The organism is Streptococcus oralis (genome assembly GCF_021497945.1).
Classification (GTDB): domain Bacteria; phylum Bacillota; class Bacilli; order Lactobacillales; family Streptococcaceae; genus Streptococcus; species Streptococcus oralis_BR.
Genome location: NZ_CP046524.1, coordinates 147501 through 164947 on the forward strand (window position 1 = coordinate 147501; position 17447 = coordinate 164947).

The window sequence follows — 17447 nt, forward strand, 5'->3', positions numbered from 1 at the left end:
AGTTGCTTCTGCACGCTATCAGATGTTAATGAACTATTTGAAGTTGAGCAGAACTCTTCCAGGTATGGATTTACACGATTATCCACGATATGGTGCTTTTATCTGTGGGAGCCAAGTTCAATTGGATGTTTCAAAGTCTAACTTTCTGCGGGTCATCAATGCTTTTACTCAAATTGAAGCAGCAAAAGCCTATTTGTTTGCCAATTCTGTGTTTTCGGGGGCAGACTGGGATACCAAAGTTTCAAGAGATATTTTTTGGGAAAAATCTATGCATGGGATCTATCCAGAGAATGTAGGTGTCAATGCTAGACTCTTTAAAGATGAAGCTGATTTTTTGGACTATCTAAATCAGTCTGCGATTTTTACAGCAGAGCGGGATGGTGAAACCTATTATTTTTATCCAATTCGAGCAAAAGATTACTTAGGAACCCCTGAAATTCATGCCTTCGCTCTTGATGGGGAAGAGATCCTTCTTTATCCTCAGGAGAAGGACTTTCAGACACACCGTAGTTATCAGTACCAAGACTTAACGACTCGAGGAACAGTTGAGTTTCGTAGTGTGTGTACTCAGCCGCTTGATAGGACTTTTGCTTCTGCTGCCTTTCACTTGGGATTGTTGGTTAATTTAGATCAATTAGAAACTTATTTGCAAAAGGCTCCATTTTTTATCACATTTGGACGTGATTACAAGTCATTGAGACGGCAATTTTCTAAGAAAAAACTCACATATGAGGAAGAATCTGCAATTGTTGAGTTTTCAAAAGGCTTACTCCTTCTTGCTGAGGAAGGACTGGAGAAGAGAGGCCAGCATGAAATGACCTATTTACAGCCTTTGAAAGAAGAATTGAGCCTATAATTTCTCTTATAAAGGGAGAATTTTCTGAAAAATCATGATATAATGGAATGGACTATAGATAAAGGATAGAGATTATGACATTAGTTTATCAATCAACGCGTGATGCGAATAATACAGTAACTGCCAGCCAAGCTATTTTGCAAGGTTTGGCGACGGATGGTGGTCTATTTACACCTCTTACTTATCCAAAGGTCGATTTGGACTTTGACAAATTAAAAGATGCTTCTTACCAAGAAGTAGCTAAGCTGGTCTTGTCAGCATTTTTGGATGACTTTACAGCAGAGGAGTTGGATTACTGTATCACCAATGCCTACGATAGTAAATTTGATACCCCAGCTATTGCTCCTTTGGTGAAACTAGATGGGCAATACAACTTGGAACTCTTCCACGGGTCAACCATTGCCTTTAAGGATATGGCCTTGTCCATCTTGCCATACTTTATGACAACAGCTGCTAAGAAACATGGTTTGGAGAACAAGATTGTCATTTTGACAGCGACATCGGGTGATACTGGGAAAGCTGCTATGGCGGGGTTTGCAGATGTCCCTGGTACGGAGATTATCGTTTTTTATCCAAAAGATGGTGTCAGCAAGGTACAAGAGTTACAAATGACTACTCAGACTGGCGACAATACTCATGTTATTGCTATTGATGGTAACTTTGACGATGCGCAAACTAACGTCAAACATATGTTTAACGATGTAGCTCTTCGTGAAAAGTTGGCTGCTAATAAACTGCAATTTTCATCAGCTAACTCTATGAACATTGGTCGTTTGGTACCACAGATTGTTTATTATGTTTATGCCTACGCTCAGTTGGTCAAGACTGGTGAGATTGTGGCTGGTGAAAAGGTCAACTTCACAGTACCAACTGGGAATTTCGGCAATATCTTGGCTGCCTTTTATGCTAAACAAATTGGTCTGCCAGTTGGCAAATTGATCTGTGCTTCAAATGACAACAATGTCTTGACAGACTTCTTTAAAACACGTGTCTATGACAAGAAACGTGAGTTTAAGGTGACGACTAGTCCATCTATGGATATCTTGGTATCTTCAAACTTGGAGCGTTTGATTTTCCATCTTTTGGGGAATGATGCGGTTAAGACAACTGAACTCATGAATGCCTTGAATGCACAAGGACAATATGAATTAACAGATTTTGATGCAGCGATTCTGGATCTCTTTGCAGCTGAATATGCGACTGAGGAAGAAACTGCGGCAGAAATTAAACGTGTTTATGATACAGATGCTTATATCGAGGACCCACATACGGCGGTTGCCTCAGCTGTTTATAGAAAATACCAAGTGGCTACTGGCGATGCGACTAAGACAGTGATTGCTTCAACAGCTAGTCCATACAAGTTCCCAGTGGTTGCCGTAGAAGCTGTAACAGGGAAAGTTGGCTTAACTGACTTTGAAGCTTTGGCTCAATTACATGAAATTTCAGGAGTGGCAGTGCCACCAGCAGTTGATGGCCTAGAAACAGCTCCAGTTCGTCATAAAACAACAGTGGCAGCTGCTGATATGCAAGCAGCGGTTGAGGCTTATCTAGGACTTTAAGACAGAGGGAGTAAACTCGGTTGGGAAACCAACTGAGTTTCTTTGCATCAGGAGGAGAGATTGTTTAAAAAAAATAAAGATATTCTCAACATTGCCTTGCCAGCTATGGGTGAAAACTTTTTGCAAATGCTCATGGGGATGGTAGATAGTTACTTGGTCGCTCACTTGGGCTTAATCGCTATTTCAGGTGTTTCAGTGGCTGGCAATATTATTACGATTTACCAGGCGATTTTCATCGCTCTTGGGGCAGCTATTTCCAGCGTTATTTCAAAAAGTTTGGGGCAGAAAGATCAGTCCAAGTTGGCTTATCACGTGACAGAGGCTCTCAAGATAACCCTATTGCTGAGTGCACTTTTAGGCACCTTATCGCTCTTTGCTGGGCAAGAGATGATAGGACTTTTGGGAACTGAGCAGGCTGTGGCCGAAAGCGGAGGACTTTACCTTTCTTTGGTAGGCGGATCGATTGTTCTCTTGGGCTTGATGACGAGTTTGGGGGCTTTGATTCGTGCAACTCATAATCCACGTCTGCCTCTTTATGTTAGTTTTTTATCTAATGCCTTGAATATTCTTTTTTCAAGTCTAGCTATTTTTGTTCTTGATATGGGGATAGCTGGTGTTGCTTGGGGGACTATTCTGTCTCGCTTGGTGGGTCTTGTGATTTTATGGTCGCAATTAAAACTGCCTTATGAAAAGCCGACTTTTGGTCTAGATAAGGATTTGTTGACTTTGGCTATACCAGCAGCAGGAGAACGTCTCATGATGCGGGCTGGAGATGTCGTCATCATTGCCTTAGTTGTTTCTTTTGGGACGGAGGCAGTAGCGGGAAATGCAGTCGGAGAAGTTTTGACCCAGTTTAACTACCTGCCAGCCTTTGGCGTCGCTACGGCAACGGTCATGCAGGTAGCTCGAGCAGTTGGAGAGAATGATTGGGAAAGAGTAGACAATTTAAGCAGGAAAAGTTTTTGGATTTCTCTGATTTTCATGTTGCCCCTAACTCTTGGGATCTATATCCTAGGAACACCTCTAAGTCACTTCTACACTAGCAATCCAGTAGCGGTTGAAGCAAGTGTTCTCGTGACACTTTTCTCTCTACTAGGAACCCCGATGACGACAGGAACAGTCATCTATACAGCAGTTTGGCAGGGTTTGGGGAATGCTCGGCTTCCCTTTTATGCGACAAGTATAGGAATGTGGTGTATCCGCATTGGAACAGGATATCTGATGGGGATTGTTCTTGGTTGGGGCTTGCCTGGTATTTGGGCCGGAACTCTTTTGGATAATGGTTTTCGTTGGTTATTTCTACGCTACCGTTACCAACGTTATATGATGTTGAAAGGATAGAAAATGCAAAAAACAGCTTTTATTTGGGATTTAGACGGGACTTTATTGGACTCTTACGAAGCGATTTTGTCAGGGATTGAGGAGACCTTTGGCCAGTTTGCTATTCCTTATGATAAGGAGAAAGTGAGAGAGTTTATCCTCAAATTTTCGGTGCAGGATTTGCTGGAGCAAGTGGCAGAGGAAAGAGATTTGGATGCGGCGGTTCTCAATCAGGTGCGGGGGCAAAGTTTGGCAGAAAAGAATGCACAAGTTGTGTTGATGCCTGATGCACGTGAGGTGCTAGCTTGGGCTGCTGAACAAGGCATTCAACAGTTCGTTTACACTCACAAGGGGGATAATGCCTTTACAATCTTACGTGATTTGGGTTTAGCTGAGTATTTTACAGAGATTTTGACGGGGCAGAGCGGTTTTGCACGAAAACCAAGTCCAGAAGTGGCTACCTATTTGCTAGACAAGTATCAGCTGAATCCTGAGAAGACTTATTATATAGGGGATAGAACTTTGGATGTGGAATTTGCCCAGAATAGCGGTATTCAAAGCATCAACTTTTTAGAATCTTCTTTTGAAGGCAATCACATGATTCAAGCACTAGCAGATATTCCTCATATTTTTGAGAGTAAGTAACGAGAAGATTATGTCAGTTTTGTGACAGAGACCTAACAAACTATTTCAAGTAATCGAGTTTGTTACAAGGAATAGACAGTTCTATTAAATAGGCCCGAGAGGGCTTTTTTTCTGCTTTTTTTGTGATATGATAGACAGGTATTTATTTGAAAGGAATAGGAAAGAATGAAGAAAAGAATTATTTTAGCCTCAACAGTAGCCTTGTCATTTGCCCCAGTATTGGCAACCCAAGCAGAAGAAGTCCTTTGGACTGCACGTAGTGTTGAGCAAATCCAAAACGATTTGACTAAAACGGACAACAAAACAAGCTATACAGTACAGTATGGTGATACCTTGAGCACCATTGCAGAAGCCTTGGGTGTAGATGTCACAGTTCTTGCAAATTTGAACAAAATCACCAATATGGACTTGATTTTCCCAGATACTGTCCTCACTACAACTGTCAATGAGGCAGAAGAGGTGACGGAAGTTGAAATCCAAACTCCTCAAGCAGATTCTAGTGAAGAAGTGACGACTGCGACAGCTGATTTGACGACCAACCAAGTAACAGTTGATGAAGAGACAGTTCAAGTAGAAGATCTTTCTCAACCAATTGAGGAAGTTCCAACTGCAACAGAGACTGAAAAACCAACAGAAGTAGCGTCAAATTCAGAAGTTTCTGAGACAGCGACCACTACTGAAGAGACACCATCTACAGAAGTCCCTGTGGCAGAAGAAACAACTCCAGCGGAAGCACCGGTAGCAGAAACGCCTGCTGATACAAGAGGAACAAGTACAGCAGAAGAAACAACAAATTCTGACACTGCAACTTCGACTTATCAAGCAGAGCAGAGCCAAACTCCTTCAAGAACTTATTCAGCTCCAGCGGCTCCTGACTATGCAGGACTTGCTGTAGCTAAGTCTGAGAATGCTGGTCTTCAACCACAAACTGCAGCCTTTAAAGAAGAAATCGCCAACTTGTTTGGCATCACATCCTTTAGTGGTTACCGTCCTGGTGACAGTGGTGACCATGGAAAAGGTTTGGCCATCGACTTTATGGTTCCAGTGAGTTCAGCGCTCGGTGACCAAATTGCGGAATATGCGGTTCAAAACATGGCTAGCCGTGGTATCAACTACATCATCTGGAAGCAACGTTTCTACGCTCCATACGATAGCAAATATGGACCAGCCTACACATGGAATCCAATGCCAGACCGTGGTAGCGTAACCGAAAATCACTATGACCACGTTCACGTATCAATGAACTAACAGAAAAAGAAGCTGAAAATTCGCAAGATTTGAGGCTTCTTTTTGTGATTATGTGACTTTCAGTCCGTCTCGCTCCGCTAGGTGCGAGACAAATAAACCACTCACTATGCGGGTGCACGTTGAAGGTTATACCAAAAAACTCCAAACGCGATACAATAAAGGTGTTCAAGCCAATTGTAAAGCGAAAGGAGAAAAATATGGCACAAAAGGCACATAGTTTATCACACACAAAATGGATGTGTAAATATCACATTGTGTTCACCCCTAAGTATAGACGAAAAGTTATCTATAATCATTATCGAAGTAGTTTGGGAGAAATATTTCACCGATTATGTAACTATAAAGGTGTTGAGATTATCGAAGGACACTTAATGCCAGATCATGTTCATATGTTGGTGAGCATTCCACCGAGGTTATATTCTATGAAGTGTAGATTAGAAAAATAAAAAGGGGGAAAAGTCAATGGCTACAAACAAAAAAATAACTGCCCTCTACGAAAGACTTTCTCGTGATGATGAAATGGTAGGGGACAGTACTTCAATTATAAACCAAAAGAAAATGCTTGAAGATTATGCTAATAAAAATGGTTATACCAATATCTTGTATTTTACCGATGACGGATATTCAGGAGGCTCATTTGAAAGACCGGCTTGGAAGAAATTCATCGAGGGAGTAGAAAATAACATCATAGATACTGTGATAGTTAAGGATATGAGTCGTGTCGGTCGTGATTATCTTCAGGTAGGCTTTTATACCGAAGTGATGTTTAGAGAAAAGGGAGTACACTTTATAGCTATCGCAAATAGTGTTGATAGTAATAAAACAGAAAGTGCTGAATTTGCTCCATTTCTAAATATTATGAATGAATGGTACATCAGAGATGCCAGTAAAAAGATAAAGAGTGTATTAAAATCAAGAGGATTGGAGGGAGGACATCATATATCAAACCATGCTATCTACGGCTATCGTAAAGATAAAGACAATTCAAGCAAATGGATTATTGATGAAGAAACCTTTAATACAGTTCAAAAACTTAGAAAGACCATTAGAAGAACAGATAGCGTAGGGATAGCAAATCCATTAACTGGACTTGTTTTTTGTGCAGATTGTGGAGCTAAAATGTATAACCATCGTGGAAAAGCAGGATTTAAGAGGGATTGGTTAGGAAGAAAAACAGATAAAAGGCGTCCTCTAAAAGATGAATATATTTGTTCAACCTATAACTTGGCAAGAGGAAATTTTGAAGAAAAATGCTCATCACACTATATCCGAAGTGAAGTTATCAATAAATTAGTTTTAGATACCATAAAGGAAGTAAGTGAATATGTAAAATTGAATGAAGAAGAATTTATTAAAAAAGTATATCGGGCATCAAAGGAGCAACAGGGAAAAACCTCAAAGCTATTAAAGAAAAGATTAGCAAAAGAAGAAAAAAGAATATCTGAAATAAATAGTTTAATCCGAAAGCTATATGAAGATAATGTAAGCGGAAAACTTTCTAATAAGCATTTTGATATGATGTTAAAAGATTTTGAAAAAGAACAAACAGCATTAGAAAAATCAATAGAGCAAACAAAATACACATTAAGAGATTTTGAAGAAGACAGTATCAGAGCGGACAAGTTTATCGCACTTGTAAAGAAATATACTGACTGTAGCGAACTCACAACCCAAATGATCAATGAATTTGTCGATAAGATAGTAGTTCACGAGGGGAAATGGGAAAATTGTGAGAGGATACAGGAAGTTGAAATATACCTAAAGTTTATTGGTAAGTTTGAAATGCCGAAGAAAGAGCCTACAAAAGAAGAACTTGAGGAACTCGAAAAACTAAGGAAAAAGAGAGAAAAGAAGCGTGAGTATAATTATAGGTATATGAAAAAAGTAAAGGATAGAATTGAAGCAGAGGGAATATCAGGAAAGGTATAAAGCGAGGAGAGAAAAAACATGAAAGCTAAAGAGTTTAAGAAAAGACTATGAAAAAGCATAAAATAACAAGATTAAAATCAATTGACAATTTGTCAGTTTAGATGTATTATAGAAATAATAGGAGGTATAAAATGAGAGATGTAAAAGAACCTGAAATACGACGTGCAGAGATTATGGATGCTGCAATGATACTCTTTATGGAGAAAGGATATACTAATACAACAACTCAGGATATAGTTGATAAAGTAAATATATCAAGAGGGTTGTTATATTATCACTTTAAGAATAAAGAGGATATCTTATATTGTCTTGTAGAACAATATTCAGATAGACTACTGAAAGATATTTATATTATTGCTTATGATGAAGATAAAACTGCGATAGAAAAAATCAGATCATTTATAGATGTCACAATTATATCTTCGGAAAATATTTCAGCAGAGGGTACAGTGCTACAAAGAACAGTTGACCTTAAAGAAAATCAATATATGATAGATAAGTTATCCCATAAGCTTGTTGAAAAACTGACAATATATTTTGAAAAGATTATAAATCAAGGAATAACGGAAAAAGTTTTTTCTGTAAAATACCCATTAGAAACAGCAGAGTTTCTTATGACAGCTTATGTTTTTGCTTCAAATAACATAAGTATAAGATATCTAAAGAAAGAACCTGTTAATAACTACTTAAATGCGTTTAAGGTAATGCTTGAACAAAACTTAAATACAAAAAAGCTCTTTAGTAATTAAAAAAGAATAGAATTTTTGCAAAGAGAATAATATGCCGATAGCTACTGCTAAACAAGTTATCGGTTTTATCTTAAAGAATAACTGACAAATTGTCAATGGAGGTAGGAATTATGTTAGAGATAAAGAATTTTAGTAAATTCTATGGAGACAAAAAAGTTGTTGATAACTTATCCATTTCAGTACAGTCTGGAGATATTTATGGATTCATTGGTGCAAATGGAGCCGGAAAAACTACAACAATAAAAGCAGTAGTTGGGATTCATGATTTTGAGAATGGAAGTATAACGATTGATGGGCATTCCATTAAAGAGGAGCCTATTATTTGTAAAAAAATGATGGCATACATTCCGGATAATCCAGACTTATATGAACATATGACGGGATTTCAGTACATCAATTTTATTGCAGATTTATTTGAAATTTCTACTGAAATACGCAGAGAAAGAATTCGAAAATATAGTGATTTATTTGAAATGACTAAGCATCTTTCGGGGATGATATCTTCGTATTCACATGGTATGAAGCAAAGAACGGCGATTATTTCTGCACTGGTGCATTCTCCAAAGTTACTAATTTTAGATGAACCTTTTGTTGGGCTTGATCCGAAAGCAACTTTTCTACTAAAGAAAATAATGCACGAATGCGTATCAGATGGAGGAGCTATTTTCTTTTCAACACATGTATTGGATGTTGCAGAAAAATTATGTAATAAAATTGCAATTATAAAAAATGGAAAGTTAATTGCGAGCGGAAATACAGAAGAAGTCAAAGGCAATAAATCTTTGGAAACTTTTTTCATGGAGGTGCAGGATAATGAGCAAAATTTGGATACTAATTAGAGCACAATTGATAAATTTCTTTCCGATCAACGAAATGAAAGAGCCGGGAAATAAAAAACAAAGTTCAATTGTTATTGCAAGTTTTGGAATAATAACTCTTGCTATATTTTTCTTTGTTTATAATATCATAACAGCCAAAACATTGGTACGACTGGGACAGCAGGAGTTGATACCGGCATATATGGTATCGGTATCAAGCTTTGCAATATTATTTTTGACAATATTTTATTCGAATGGGATTTTATTTGGCAGTCGTGATATGGAAAATCTTTTGTCATTGCCTGTAAAAAGTTCGGATATTATAAGCAGCAAGTTTATGTTTATGTATTTATTGAATTTTTTAATAGGATTGATGTTTATGCTTCCGGGGGGAATTGTTTGGGTGTTAAACGGAAGTTTAAATGCATTACAGATTATATTGTATTTTACTTCCATAATTTTTGTTCCGTTGATACCTATGTGTATAGCAGCATGTATGGGAATCATTATTGTTGTTGCCTCATCTTTCTTTAAGAGAAAGAATGTTATTGCTTTAATTTTTTCATTTGCAATGATAGGGATAATTGGATATATTGCAGTGTCAGCTATGAAATCAGGTAATGAAAATAGTATTGGGATTATGCTTTCTAAGCAAATTACCGGATTGTACCCGTTATCTAAGCTATTTATGGAATACTATAATTTTCCAATGTACATTGGAGTAGAATTATTTATTGTTCTCTCAATAGTATTTTTTTATATATTTGCCAAAGTGGTTTCATTGAAGTATGGATTGCTTAATACTCTTGCTAAAACAACAACAAGATATTCTGACAACAAAAATTCGAATAATAGAAAATCAGTATTTTTTGCCCTATATAAAAAAGAAATGGGACGGTTTCTAAATTCATATATGGCAGTGTTGAATGCAGGCCTTGGTGTAATACTTTTATGTGTTTTCAGCATATTTCTTCTTTTTAATTCTTTACAACAAATAGGGGAATATTCGGGAATCGAAAATGTTAATGAATATCTTTCAAATTTTGCTCCGATGTGTATTGCTTCAATGTTTTTACTTAGTTGTCCGGCAGCATTTTCCATATCTTTAGAAGGTAAAAATGTTTGGATTTTGCAAAGTTCTCCTATTTCAATAAAAACGATTTTAAATTCTAAGATTGCAGTAAATCTTACGCTTCATTTAATTGGATATATTGTTTCTGTGTTTATATTTTTGCTAAAGCTTGATATGGATATTATTCAAACCATCAGCTTAATAATTGTTCCTATTTGTTATTCCGTTTTTATAACAGTGATTGGAATTTCTTTGAATAAAAAATTTCCCAACTTTGAATGGGAAAGTGAGATGATGATAGTAAAACAGAGTATGCCTGTTATTGTGTCTGCAATTATTGGAATGGCTGCGTTAGTTATACCAATTCTTCTCCATTGGTTTTTGCATTTTCCTATATTATTAACATTGTTAGGAGTAGCATTTATTTTGCTTATTATTGCAGGTGGTGTTTATATAAAAACTTGTAAATTAAATTTTTAGTTTAAGGAGGCGATATTCTATGAAAAAAAGATTTTTAAAAGATACATTGGTGTTGATAGGGATAATGTTTGTAATATTTATTGTTTGCATATTTCTCCCAGAGAAAATTCCTGTTCATCTCAATGCAAAAGGAATCCCCGATATGTTTGCTAATAAATATTATCTTCTATTTGCTGCGGTTATTCCATATTCTGCATATTGGAAATTCGTACGAGGAAGAAAAAATAAAAATAAATGAATGTATATCTATATTTGCAAATTGCTTCAGCGTTAAGAGTGTCTATTTTAAGAGGCGATTATATTACGGAACAACAGATGCCACCTATAAGGGCTTTAGCACAGAGGGAGGGATGTAATCCTGCAACAGTTCAAAAAGCTTTAAAAGTTCTTGAGAAACAGGGACTGATTGTTAGTCGTGGAAGTAAAGGATATTTTGTTATTGAAAGTGATCAGAAAATAATTGAGTTAAGAAATCAGGATTCGAATACACTAACAAAAATGTTGTTGGAAAAACTATATGAGTTAGGATTTTCGGATACTGAGATAATCAAGATGTTTGAAGAATATGTTGCAACTAAAAATAAATGATTAACATGGAAAAACTAATCTAAGAAGGGAGAAATATTTGATTTATATAAGTTTTATGGAGGGATAAATAATGGGAACACCAAATTCTGTTATTAGCATAAAATATGCCAATCTCAAATACAAGTTTGGGAATCGGCATTTCTGGGCAGAAGGTTATTATGTGAGTACAGTGGGACTTAATGAAGCCACAATCAGGAAATATATTCAAGATTAAAGAAATTATCCAGTGGATGATTTCTTCACGAGTATGAAAATTCGAGAACGAGTAAAGCATGATATAGCACTGGATAAATTGAGTGTAAAAGAATATGAGGATCCCTTTAGGGATAGTGGTAAGTAATACCCAAGCCTCTTCGAGAGGCAAGTGACGAGTCAAGAGCAATGAGGCTTGAACAACGTGAAAGCCAGCGTCTTTAGGCGCTGGCTGGTGATTTGGGCTTATAGCCCTGGTACAAACCACCCGTTTGACGGGTGGTTATGATTTTAAGTCGAAATGTTTTCAAATCTATGCTATAATCAAACTGAAGTTGACTGAAAATCAAGTATTTTTATTTTAGTAGAAGGTGGCAACACTATGATGAATAGTTTGAAAAAAACATTTGAGAAAACCATTGACGACTTTGAAAAAGAATTTTGTGGTGAAGTCGTTGAACTCTTGATTATCACCTTACAAAATGTGGGAGGCGCGGCTGTTTTAAAGAATGGATGGAAGTTGCCTTCGGTTCATTTTGTAGCAAGTGTGAATGTGGAGACAAAGGAGTTCTCGGAAATAGAGGGACGTTTGGAGTGGTTGGTGAGTCCAGAGGAATATGAAGAGAGGGGCTTGCTCTATAGCTATAGTTTCGAGCCCTATCAGATTCATCACATCAAATGTCAGAAAAGACCACAAAGGCAATTAGAACCTTATATGGCAGCAGTAGCAAATAACTGTTATCGTCTACTGGAATACATTGAAGATGGGCAGTCGGATAGTAGATTAGAGGCTCTGATTGCAGAATATGTTAAACCAGTCGTCATCAAAGATTCTATAGGCGAATTTACTTTAAATAGGGCTTATTCATGGTTTGAGGGAAATATGGATCTTGCGGGAAGCAAGGTTAGCGTGATGTTGGATGCAAATGAAGATGCCAGCTTACCACCAAAATCATTTGGTTACTTGAAAACATTTGTCGGAGATATTGACCGAAGAGACTCTGGAATCCGAGACGTTATAGTAAAAGAGATGTGGGAAACAGCAGAGGACTGGCTAGCTTCAGACGGAGATGCCGAAGTATTAACAGAGGACTATTTTTATAATTCCTTGTATCTGGGGGAACTGTCTATCAGCGAAGCGGGGGATTTGACTCTTTATTATGGAGATAAAGAGGATATTTTTGCTGGGCATGCGGTAGAGGTCAGGGCAACTATCGAAGGAAGTATAGAAAATGTGTGCTTGGTAGGGTAAATGGAAAGCATGTGACTCTTTCTTTGTTGTGAAGAAGCGACTTAGTCCTGTTACAGAAGTTATAGAATTAAGAAGAACACTTCATCACTATTTGAGTGAAAGATGTTTTGCTTAATTCTTTTTTTATTGAAGAATTTGAGCGAAAGGAGAAAGCGGAAAACACACAGGAAGCAGTCCACCCTATGGATATATCAAAGACAAAGACGATAAAAATCAGTGGATTATAGACGAAAAAGCGGCAGAGGTTGTCCGAAGAATATTCCATCTGACATTGGACGGAAAAGGACCCTATGCCATTGCAAGGAGATTAGAAGCCGACAAACCTGCCTATCATCAGCAGAAATTGGGATATGGACTACATCAAAGCAAAGTGTTTGAATATCCGTATCGTTGGGGTAGTTCCACGATTGAAAGTATCCTAAAAAAGTAAGAATACTTAGGGCATACGGTCAACTTCAAAACCAGAAAGCATTTCAAAGACAAGAAAACTAAATATGTATCCGAAGATAAGTGGCTCATCTTTGAGAACACCCACGAGCCGATTATCGACCAAGAAACCTTTGATAATGTGCAGAGAATACGAGGAAATGTCAAACGGTATCCCGATGGTTGGGGGGACTATCACCCCCTTACAGGGTTTATATACTATTCTGATTGTGGAAGTAAAATGTATGTTCACAGAACGAGCAATTACAAGAATATCCCCTATTATACTTGCAGTGCCTACACAAAAGTACCTTGTGGAACACTTTGTCCCTCCGCTCACAGGATAAAAGCGGAAGTGGTATTAAATCTCATTCAAAGCACCCTACAAGACATTAAGAAAAGCCTTGATGAAGATAACGAAGACTTTCTCCATTCCATTCAAAACGAAATGGAAGAAAGTGAGAAAATGGAAATGGAAAAGAAAAGGACAAGGCTCACAGATAGTACAAACAGGCTTCAGGAACTGGAACGCTTAATGTGTCGGATATACGAAGATATGATATTGGAGAAGATACCGGACAACCGATATGAAATCTTAAACAATCAGTATGAAACCGAGTAAAGGGAACTTAGCAAAGAAATCGATGGGTTGGAAAAAGCCATCAAGCGATACGAAAAAGAAACAGACAGAGCCAAAAAGTTTACCCGGTTGATTGAACGCTATGATAACTTTGATGAACTGACACCGACCATCATCAACGAGTTTGTAGAAAAAATCTTAGTCCACGAACGAGATCGAAAAGGCAGTCAAACCGCTAATCAGAAAGTCGAAATCTACTTCAACTTTATCGGTAACTATGAACCGTTGAAAGAAGAATTATCCGAAGAAGAAACAAAGAAATTAAGGGAGGAGGAAGAAAAAAACGAGCAAGAAAAGACAAACTTCACCAAAACTACCTCAAGCGTAAAGCAAATGGCAAGCAAAAAGAATATGAGGACAGATACAAGGAGAAAAGGGAGCAACTCAAACAGGAAAAAATGAAAACGCTGAAAAAAAGCGGAATACCATTAAGTAAATATAAAGAACTAATGAAAAAAGAAGCCTAATTATAGACTTCTTTTTTAATAATAATATCCGGAATTCTTAATAATTATATTTAATATCTCTTTGTATTTTTAGACTTGTTGAGTTCAGCAATATAATCTAAACCAAAGACCTCTATTTCATTTAATACTCTTTGGAATTTTGTACCTAATGCACTCAAAGAATACTCAACATGAGGAGGAACTTCCGGAAAAACTTTTCTGACGATTAGTTTGTCTTGTTCCAATTGACGGAGCTGTCTTGTTAAAACGGTTCGGGTAACATCAGGTATTAACCGTTCAAGTTCACTAAATCTTTTCGTGCCTGTACTTAGATGATATAAAACTACAATCGCCCATTTTCCTTGTAAAACTTTTTGAGTCGTAACATAGGGACATTTATCATAAACATTTGACATTGTAACCTCCTTAGAAAACTAACAGTATCTTATTAGATACTATGTATTATAAATGTTCGTACTTCTAAAATCAAGTCTTAAGGAGTATAATAATTACAAGAGAAAATCATTTCTCAAAAAATGAAAGGAGATCAGCTATGAAAAATGAAGTTATGAAAGTGTTTCATGCTTACACAGAAGCATTATCAAAAGGAGATTTTGGAGCGGTTTTTGAAATGATGTCGGATAATATTGTATGGCATATGGGAGGAGAGAGTTCACTTTCCGGTGTGATAGTGGGAAAACAGGTATTAGGGGAGCGTTTGGGAGAATTTTCAAAAAGAAGTAACGGAACATTTAGGGTGATAACAAATTGGGCTGCAAGCAATGACTGTTTTGTGGCTGCCAGTGTTGTTTCTTTAGCAGAAAGAGGAGAAGAAAAACTAAATGATCCGGGGATTGACCTATTCAGGATAGAGAATGGTAAGATACAGGAAGTTTGGACTTTCGCAGAAAAACAAGAGGAAGAAGATAAGTTTTGGGAATAAATTATATCTATACTCAATAAAAATTAGGAAGTTATGTGTAAATGATATGACAAGTGCTTTTTTTCTGAAAAACCAAAATAAATGAAATCAGCACCTTCTTTAGAAAGTGCTGATTTTTTTGAGATAGTAGAAAGTTTATATTTTTCGGCGTTTGAGAGCGAGTAAAGTTCGATAGAAAATGATTTGGCTGCTCTGGATATAGGGAAGGATTGAAAAACTAGCAATTCCAAAAGTAATCCAATTGAGGAAGTACCAAGGGAGTAGTTGTAGGTCGAGGACAAAGCGCTGGAATTTGTAACCCTTCATCAAGAAACGGCTAGTTTTAAGGATTTGGCTTGGTTTAGCTTGTCCTAAATCCAGAGTGTCGCAGAGGAGGAATTCTACCTGCGAGTAAGCATAATGTTGCGGTACGTAGAGGAGATTGCCCACAATCATCAAGATGAGGCTCGCGAAAAAGTAGAGCCCAAAGGTCATAAGGAATTGCTCGGTTTCAACAGATGAGAGGTCAAGATTAGGAAATTCAGGATGTAGGGCAACAAATCTTCGAGCCAAGAGATTGCTATAAAAAAGAAAATAAACCCCTACTAAGTTTGGAATGCTCCATAAAAAGAGGTAGAAACGTTTGAGGAGCAGAGTTAGGAAGGTTTGCGAGAAGCGCTCTTCAGCAAAGAGGGCCAGGCTTGATTTTACTGAGAGTTCCGTATCAGGATCCTTGAGGAGTCGGAGTGTCGCAAAGGCAGCACCTGCTAGAAAAATCGTGCTCATAAAAGAAACCACTAGCGGGAAGAGATAGGCTTGGAGCACTTGTGCCAGCATGCTGAAAAAGGATTGCTCTAAAACACTTTCCTGGAGACGAGCCAAGGGGTTGAGAAAGCCTGACAAGATGACTAGCATGCTAGGTAAGAGATAGACCAGAAAGAGGCGGGGATTTTCAGCCTGAAATTGCCTAGTCTGCAGACGAATGGTTTTTAAATCAATTTTTGGGTATTTCATTCTCTCATTATACCATAGTTCGTGACAGTTCCTGGTTTTTTTGATAAAATCATACAGTATGCCTTTGGGCACAAAGTATGAACTGGGACTGTCTTTCCCAGCTTCGGAGGTAGAAAATGTCAGATTCACCAATCAAATACCGTTTGATTAAGAAAGAAAAACACACGGGAGCCCGTCTGGGAGAAATCATCACTCCGCATGGTACCTTCCCAACACCTATGTTTATGCCGGTTGGGACCCAAGCCACTGTTAAAACCCAGTCGCCTGAAGAATTGAAGGAGATGGGATCAGGGATTATCCTCTCTAATACTTATCATCTCTGGCTTCGCCCAGGGGACGAACTCATCGCACGCGCAGGTGGTCTCCACAAATTTATGAACTGGGACCAGCCAATCTTGACGGATAGTGGTGGTTTTCAGGTTTATTCTCTAGCAGATAGCCGAAATATCACAGAAGAAGGAGTAACCTTTAAAAACCACCTCAATGGTTCCAAGATGTTCCTATCACCAGAAAAAGCTATCTCCATTCAGAACAATCTGGGTTCAGACATCATGATGTCCTTTGATGAATGCCCTCAGTTTTACCAACCCTATGACTACGTTAAGAAATCCATCGAGCGTACTAGTCGTTGGGCTGAGCGTGGTTTGAAGGCTCATCGCCGTCCGCATGACCAAGGCTTGTTTGGAATTGTGCAGGGGGCAGGATTTGAAGACCTTCGTCGTCAGTCGGCTCACGACCTTGTCAGCATGGATTTCCCTGGATACTCTATCGGTGGTTTGGCAGTGGGAGAAACCCACGAAGAGATGAATGCCGTCTTGGACTTCACAACCCAACTTCTTCCTGAAAACAAACCTCGCTATTTGATGGGTGTGGGAGCGCCAGATAGCTTGATTGATGGTGTGATTCGTGGTGTGGATATGTTTGACTGTGTCTTACCAACTCGTATCGCTCGTAACGGAACTTGTATGACCAGTCAAGGTCGTTTGGTTGTCAAAAATGCCCAATTCGCTGAAGACTTTACGCCACTGGATCCTGAGTGTGATTGCTACACATGTAAGAATTATACACGCGCTTATCTTCGTCACCTGCTCAAGGCTGATGAAACCTTTGGTATCCGCTTGACTAGTTACCACAATCTTTACTTCTTGCTTAACCTGATGAAGCAGGTCCGCCAAGCTATCATGGATGACAATCTCTTGGAATTCCGTGAGTATTTTGTGGGAAAATATGGCTACAACAAGTCAGGACGCAATTTTTAAAATGGAATTTATAGAAGCTAAAAATCCTACGT

Annotated in this window: 16 protein-coding genes and 3 pseudogenes (1 of these 19 only partly in view); 17 read left to right on the forward strand and 2 right to left on the reverse strand. The window is 38.0% G+C overall.

What is annotated here, in order from left to right; genetic code table 11:
- The 15 genes and pseudogenes from GOM47_RS00795 to GOM47_RS00865 form a co-directional block, all read left to right on the forward strand.
- A protein-coding gene (locus GOM47_RS00795) for a gamma-glutamylcysteine synthetase (RefSeq protein ID WP_235080761.1) crosses the window boundary here: on the forward strand, nucleotides 1-856 show its 3' portion. Its footprint begins 422 nt before the window's first position; 856 of the gene's 1278 nt are visible here — the last part of the coding sequence; its start codon lies beyond the left edge, outside the window; its stop codon occupies nucleotides 854-856.
- 74 nt (nucleotides 857-930) lie between these two features.
- A complete protein-coding gene (gene thrC, locus GOM47_RS00800; protein WP_235080762.1) occupies nucleotides 931-2415 on the forward strand; it encodes a threonine synthase in 1485 nt (494 codons plus the stop codon).
- Between the two features lie 60 nt (nucleotides 2416-2475).
- Nucleotides 2476-3756: an MATE family efflux transporter gene (locus GOM47_RS00805; RefSeq protein WP_235080763.1), complete on the forward strand. Its 1281-nt coding sequence runs from the start codon at nucleotides 2476-2478 to the stop codon at nucleotides 3754-3756.
- 3 nt (nucleotides 3757-3759) lie between these two features.
- Nucleotides 3760-4380, forward strand: a complete 621-nt coding sequence (locus GOM47_RS00810) for an HAD family hydrolase (RefSeq protein WP_235080764.1) — start codon at nucleotides 3760-3762, stop codon at nucleotides 4378-4380.
- A 165-nt stretch (nucleotides 4381-4545) separates the two neighbouring features.
- Nucleotides 4546-5628, forward strand: coding sequence for a LysM peptidoglycan-binding domain-containing protein (locus GOM47_RS00815; RefSeq protein ID WP_235080765.1), 1083 nt, complete (start codon nucleotides 4546-4548; stop codon nucleotides 5626-5628).
- A 197-nt stretch (nucleotides 5629-5825) separates the two neighbouring features.
- Nucleotides 5826-6044 (forward strand): annotated as a pseudogene (tnpA, locus tag GOM47_RS00820) (IS200/IS605 family transposase); the annotation flags it as partial.
- 46 nt (nucleotides 6045-6090) lie between these two features.
- Nucleotides 6091-7557 (forward strand): recombinase family protein, encoded by a 1467-nt coding sequence (locus tag GOM47_RS00825; protein ID WP_235080766.1) that lies wholly within the window; start codon nucleotides 6091-6093, stop codon nucleotides 7555-7557.
- A gap of 131 nt (nucleotides 7558-7688) precedes the next feature.
- Nucleotides 7689-8306 (forward strand): TetR/AcrR family transcriptional regulator, encoded by a 618-nt coding sequence (locus GOM47_RS00830; protein ID WP_235080767.1) that lies wholly within the window; start codon nucleotides 7689-7691, stop codon nucleotides 8304-8306.
- Between the two features lie 110 nt (nucleotides 8307-8416).
- Nucleotides 8417-9145: an ABC transporter ATP-binding protein gene (locus GOM47_RS00835; RefSeq protein WP_235080768.1), complete on the forward strand. Its 729-nt coding sequence runs from the start codon at nucleotides 8417-8419 to the stop codon at nucleotides 9143-9145.
- Nucleotides 9120-10676, forward strand: a complete 1557-nt coding sequence (locus GOM47_RS00840; protein WP_235080769.1) for a hypothetical protein — start codon at nucleotides 9120-9122, stop codon at nucleotides 10674-10676. Before GOM47_RS00835 ends, GOM47_RS00840 begins: the two co-directional genes overlap by 26 nt.
- A 19-nt stretch (nucleotides 10677-10695) precedes the next feature.
- Nucleotides 10696-10914 (forward strand): DUF1648 domain-containing protein, encoded by a 219-nt coding sequence (locus tag GOM47_RS00845; protein WP_235080770.1) that lies wholly within the window; start codon nucleotides 10696-10698, stop codon nucleotides 10912-10914.
- On the forward strand, nucleotides 10911-11264 hold the full coding sequence (locus tag GOM47_RS00850) for a GntR family transcriptional regulator (protein ID WP_106085154.1): 354 nt from the start codon (nucleotides 10911-10913) through the stop codon (nucleotides 11262-11264). Before GOM47_RS00845 ends, GOM47_RS00850 begins: the two co-directional genes overlap by 4 nt.
- A 100-nt stretch (nucleotides 11265-11364) precedes the next feature.
- A pseudogene (locus GOM47_RS00855) lies at nucleotides 11365-11604 on the forward strand (transposase); the annotation flags it as partial.
- A 234-nt stretch (nucleotides 11605-11838) separates the two neighbouring features.
- On the forward strand, nucleotides 11839-12708 hold the full coding sequence (locus GOM47_RS00860; RefSeq protein ID WP_235080771.1) for a DUF2262 domain-containing protein: 870 nt from the start codon (nucleotides 11839-11841) through the stop codon (nucleotides 12706-12708).
- A 139-nt stretch (nucleotides 12709-12847) separates the two neighbouring features.
- Nucleotides 12848-14241: pseudogene (locus GOM47_RS00865) on the forward strand (DUF4368 domain-containing protein); the annotation flags it as partial.
- Nucleotides 14242-14291: 50 nt separating this feature from the next.
- On the opposite strand, the gene GOM47_RS00870 reads toward GOM47_RS00865, so the two are convergent.
- The gene (locus GOM47_RS00870) at nucleotides 14292-14636 is read right to left on the reverse strand and encodes a winged helix-turn-helix transcriptional regulator (protein ID WP_235080772.1); all 345 of its coding nucleotides are present in this window, start codon (nucleotides 14634-14636) and stop codon (nucleotides 14292-14294) included.
- Between the two features lie 137 nt (nucleotides 14637-14773).
- On the opposite strand from GOM47_RS00870, the gene GOM47_RS00875 reads away from it, so the two are divergent.
- Nucleotides 14774-15163 carry a nuclear transport factor 2 family protein gene (locus tag GOM47_RS00875; protein ID WP_235080773.1) on the forward strand — a complete coding sequence of 130 codons (390 nt, stop codon included), beginning with the start codon at nucleotides 14774-14776 and terminating at the stop codon, nucleotides 15161-15163.
- 135 nt (nucleotides 15164-15298) lie between these two features.
- On the opposite strand, the gene GOM47_RS00880 is transcribed toward GOM47_RS00875, so the two are convergent.
- Nucleotides 15299-16156, reverse strand: a complete 858-nt coding sequence (locus tag GOM47_RS00880) for a DUF975 family protein (RefSeq protein ID WP_235080774.1) — start codon at nucleotides 16154-16156, stop codon at nucleotides 15299-15301.
- Nucleotides 16157-16272: 116 nt separating this feature from the next.
- Between GOM47_RS00880 and tgt the strand changes: the two genes are divergently transcribed.
- Complete coding sequence (tgt, locus tag GOM47_RS00885; RefSeq protein ID WP_235080775.1) at nucleotides 16273-17415, forward strand: tRNA guanosine(34) transglycosylase Tgt; 1143 nt, start codon at nucleotides 16273-16275, stop codon at nucleotides 17413-17415.
- Nucleotides 17416-17447 lie beyond the last annotated feature (32 nt).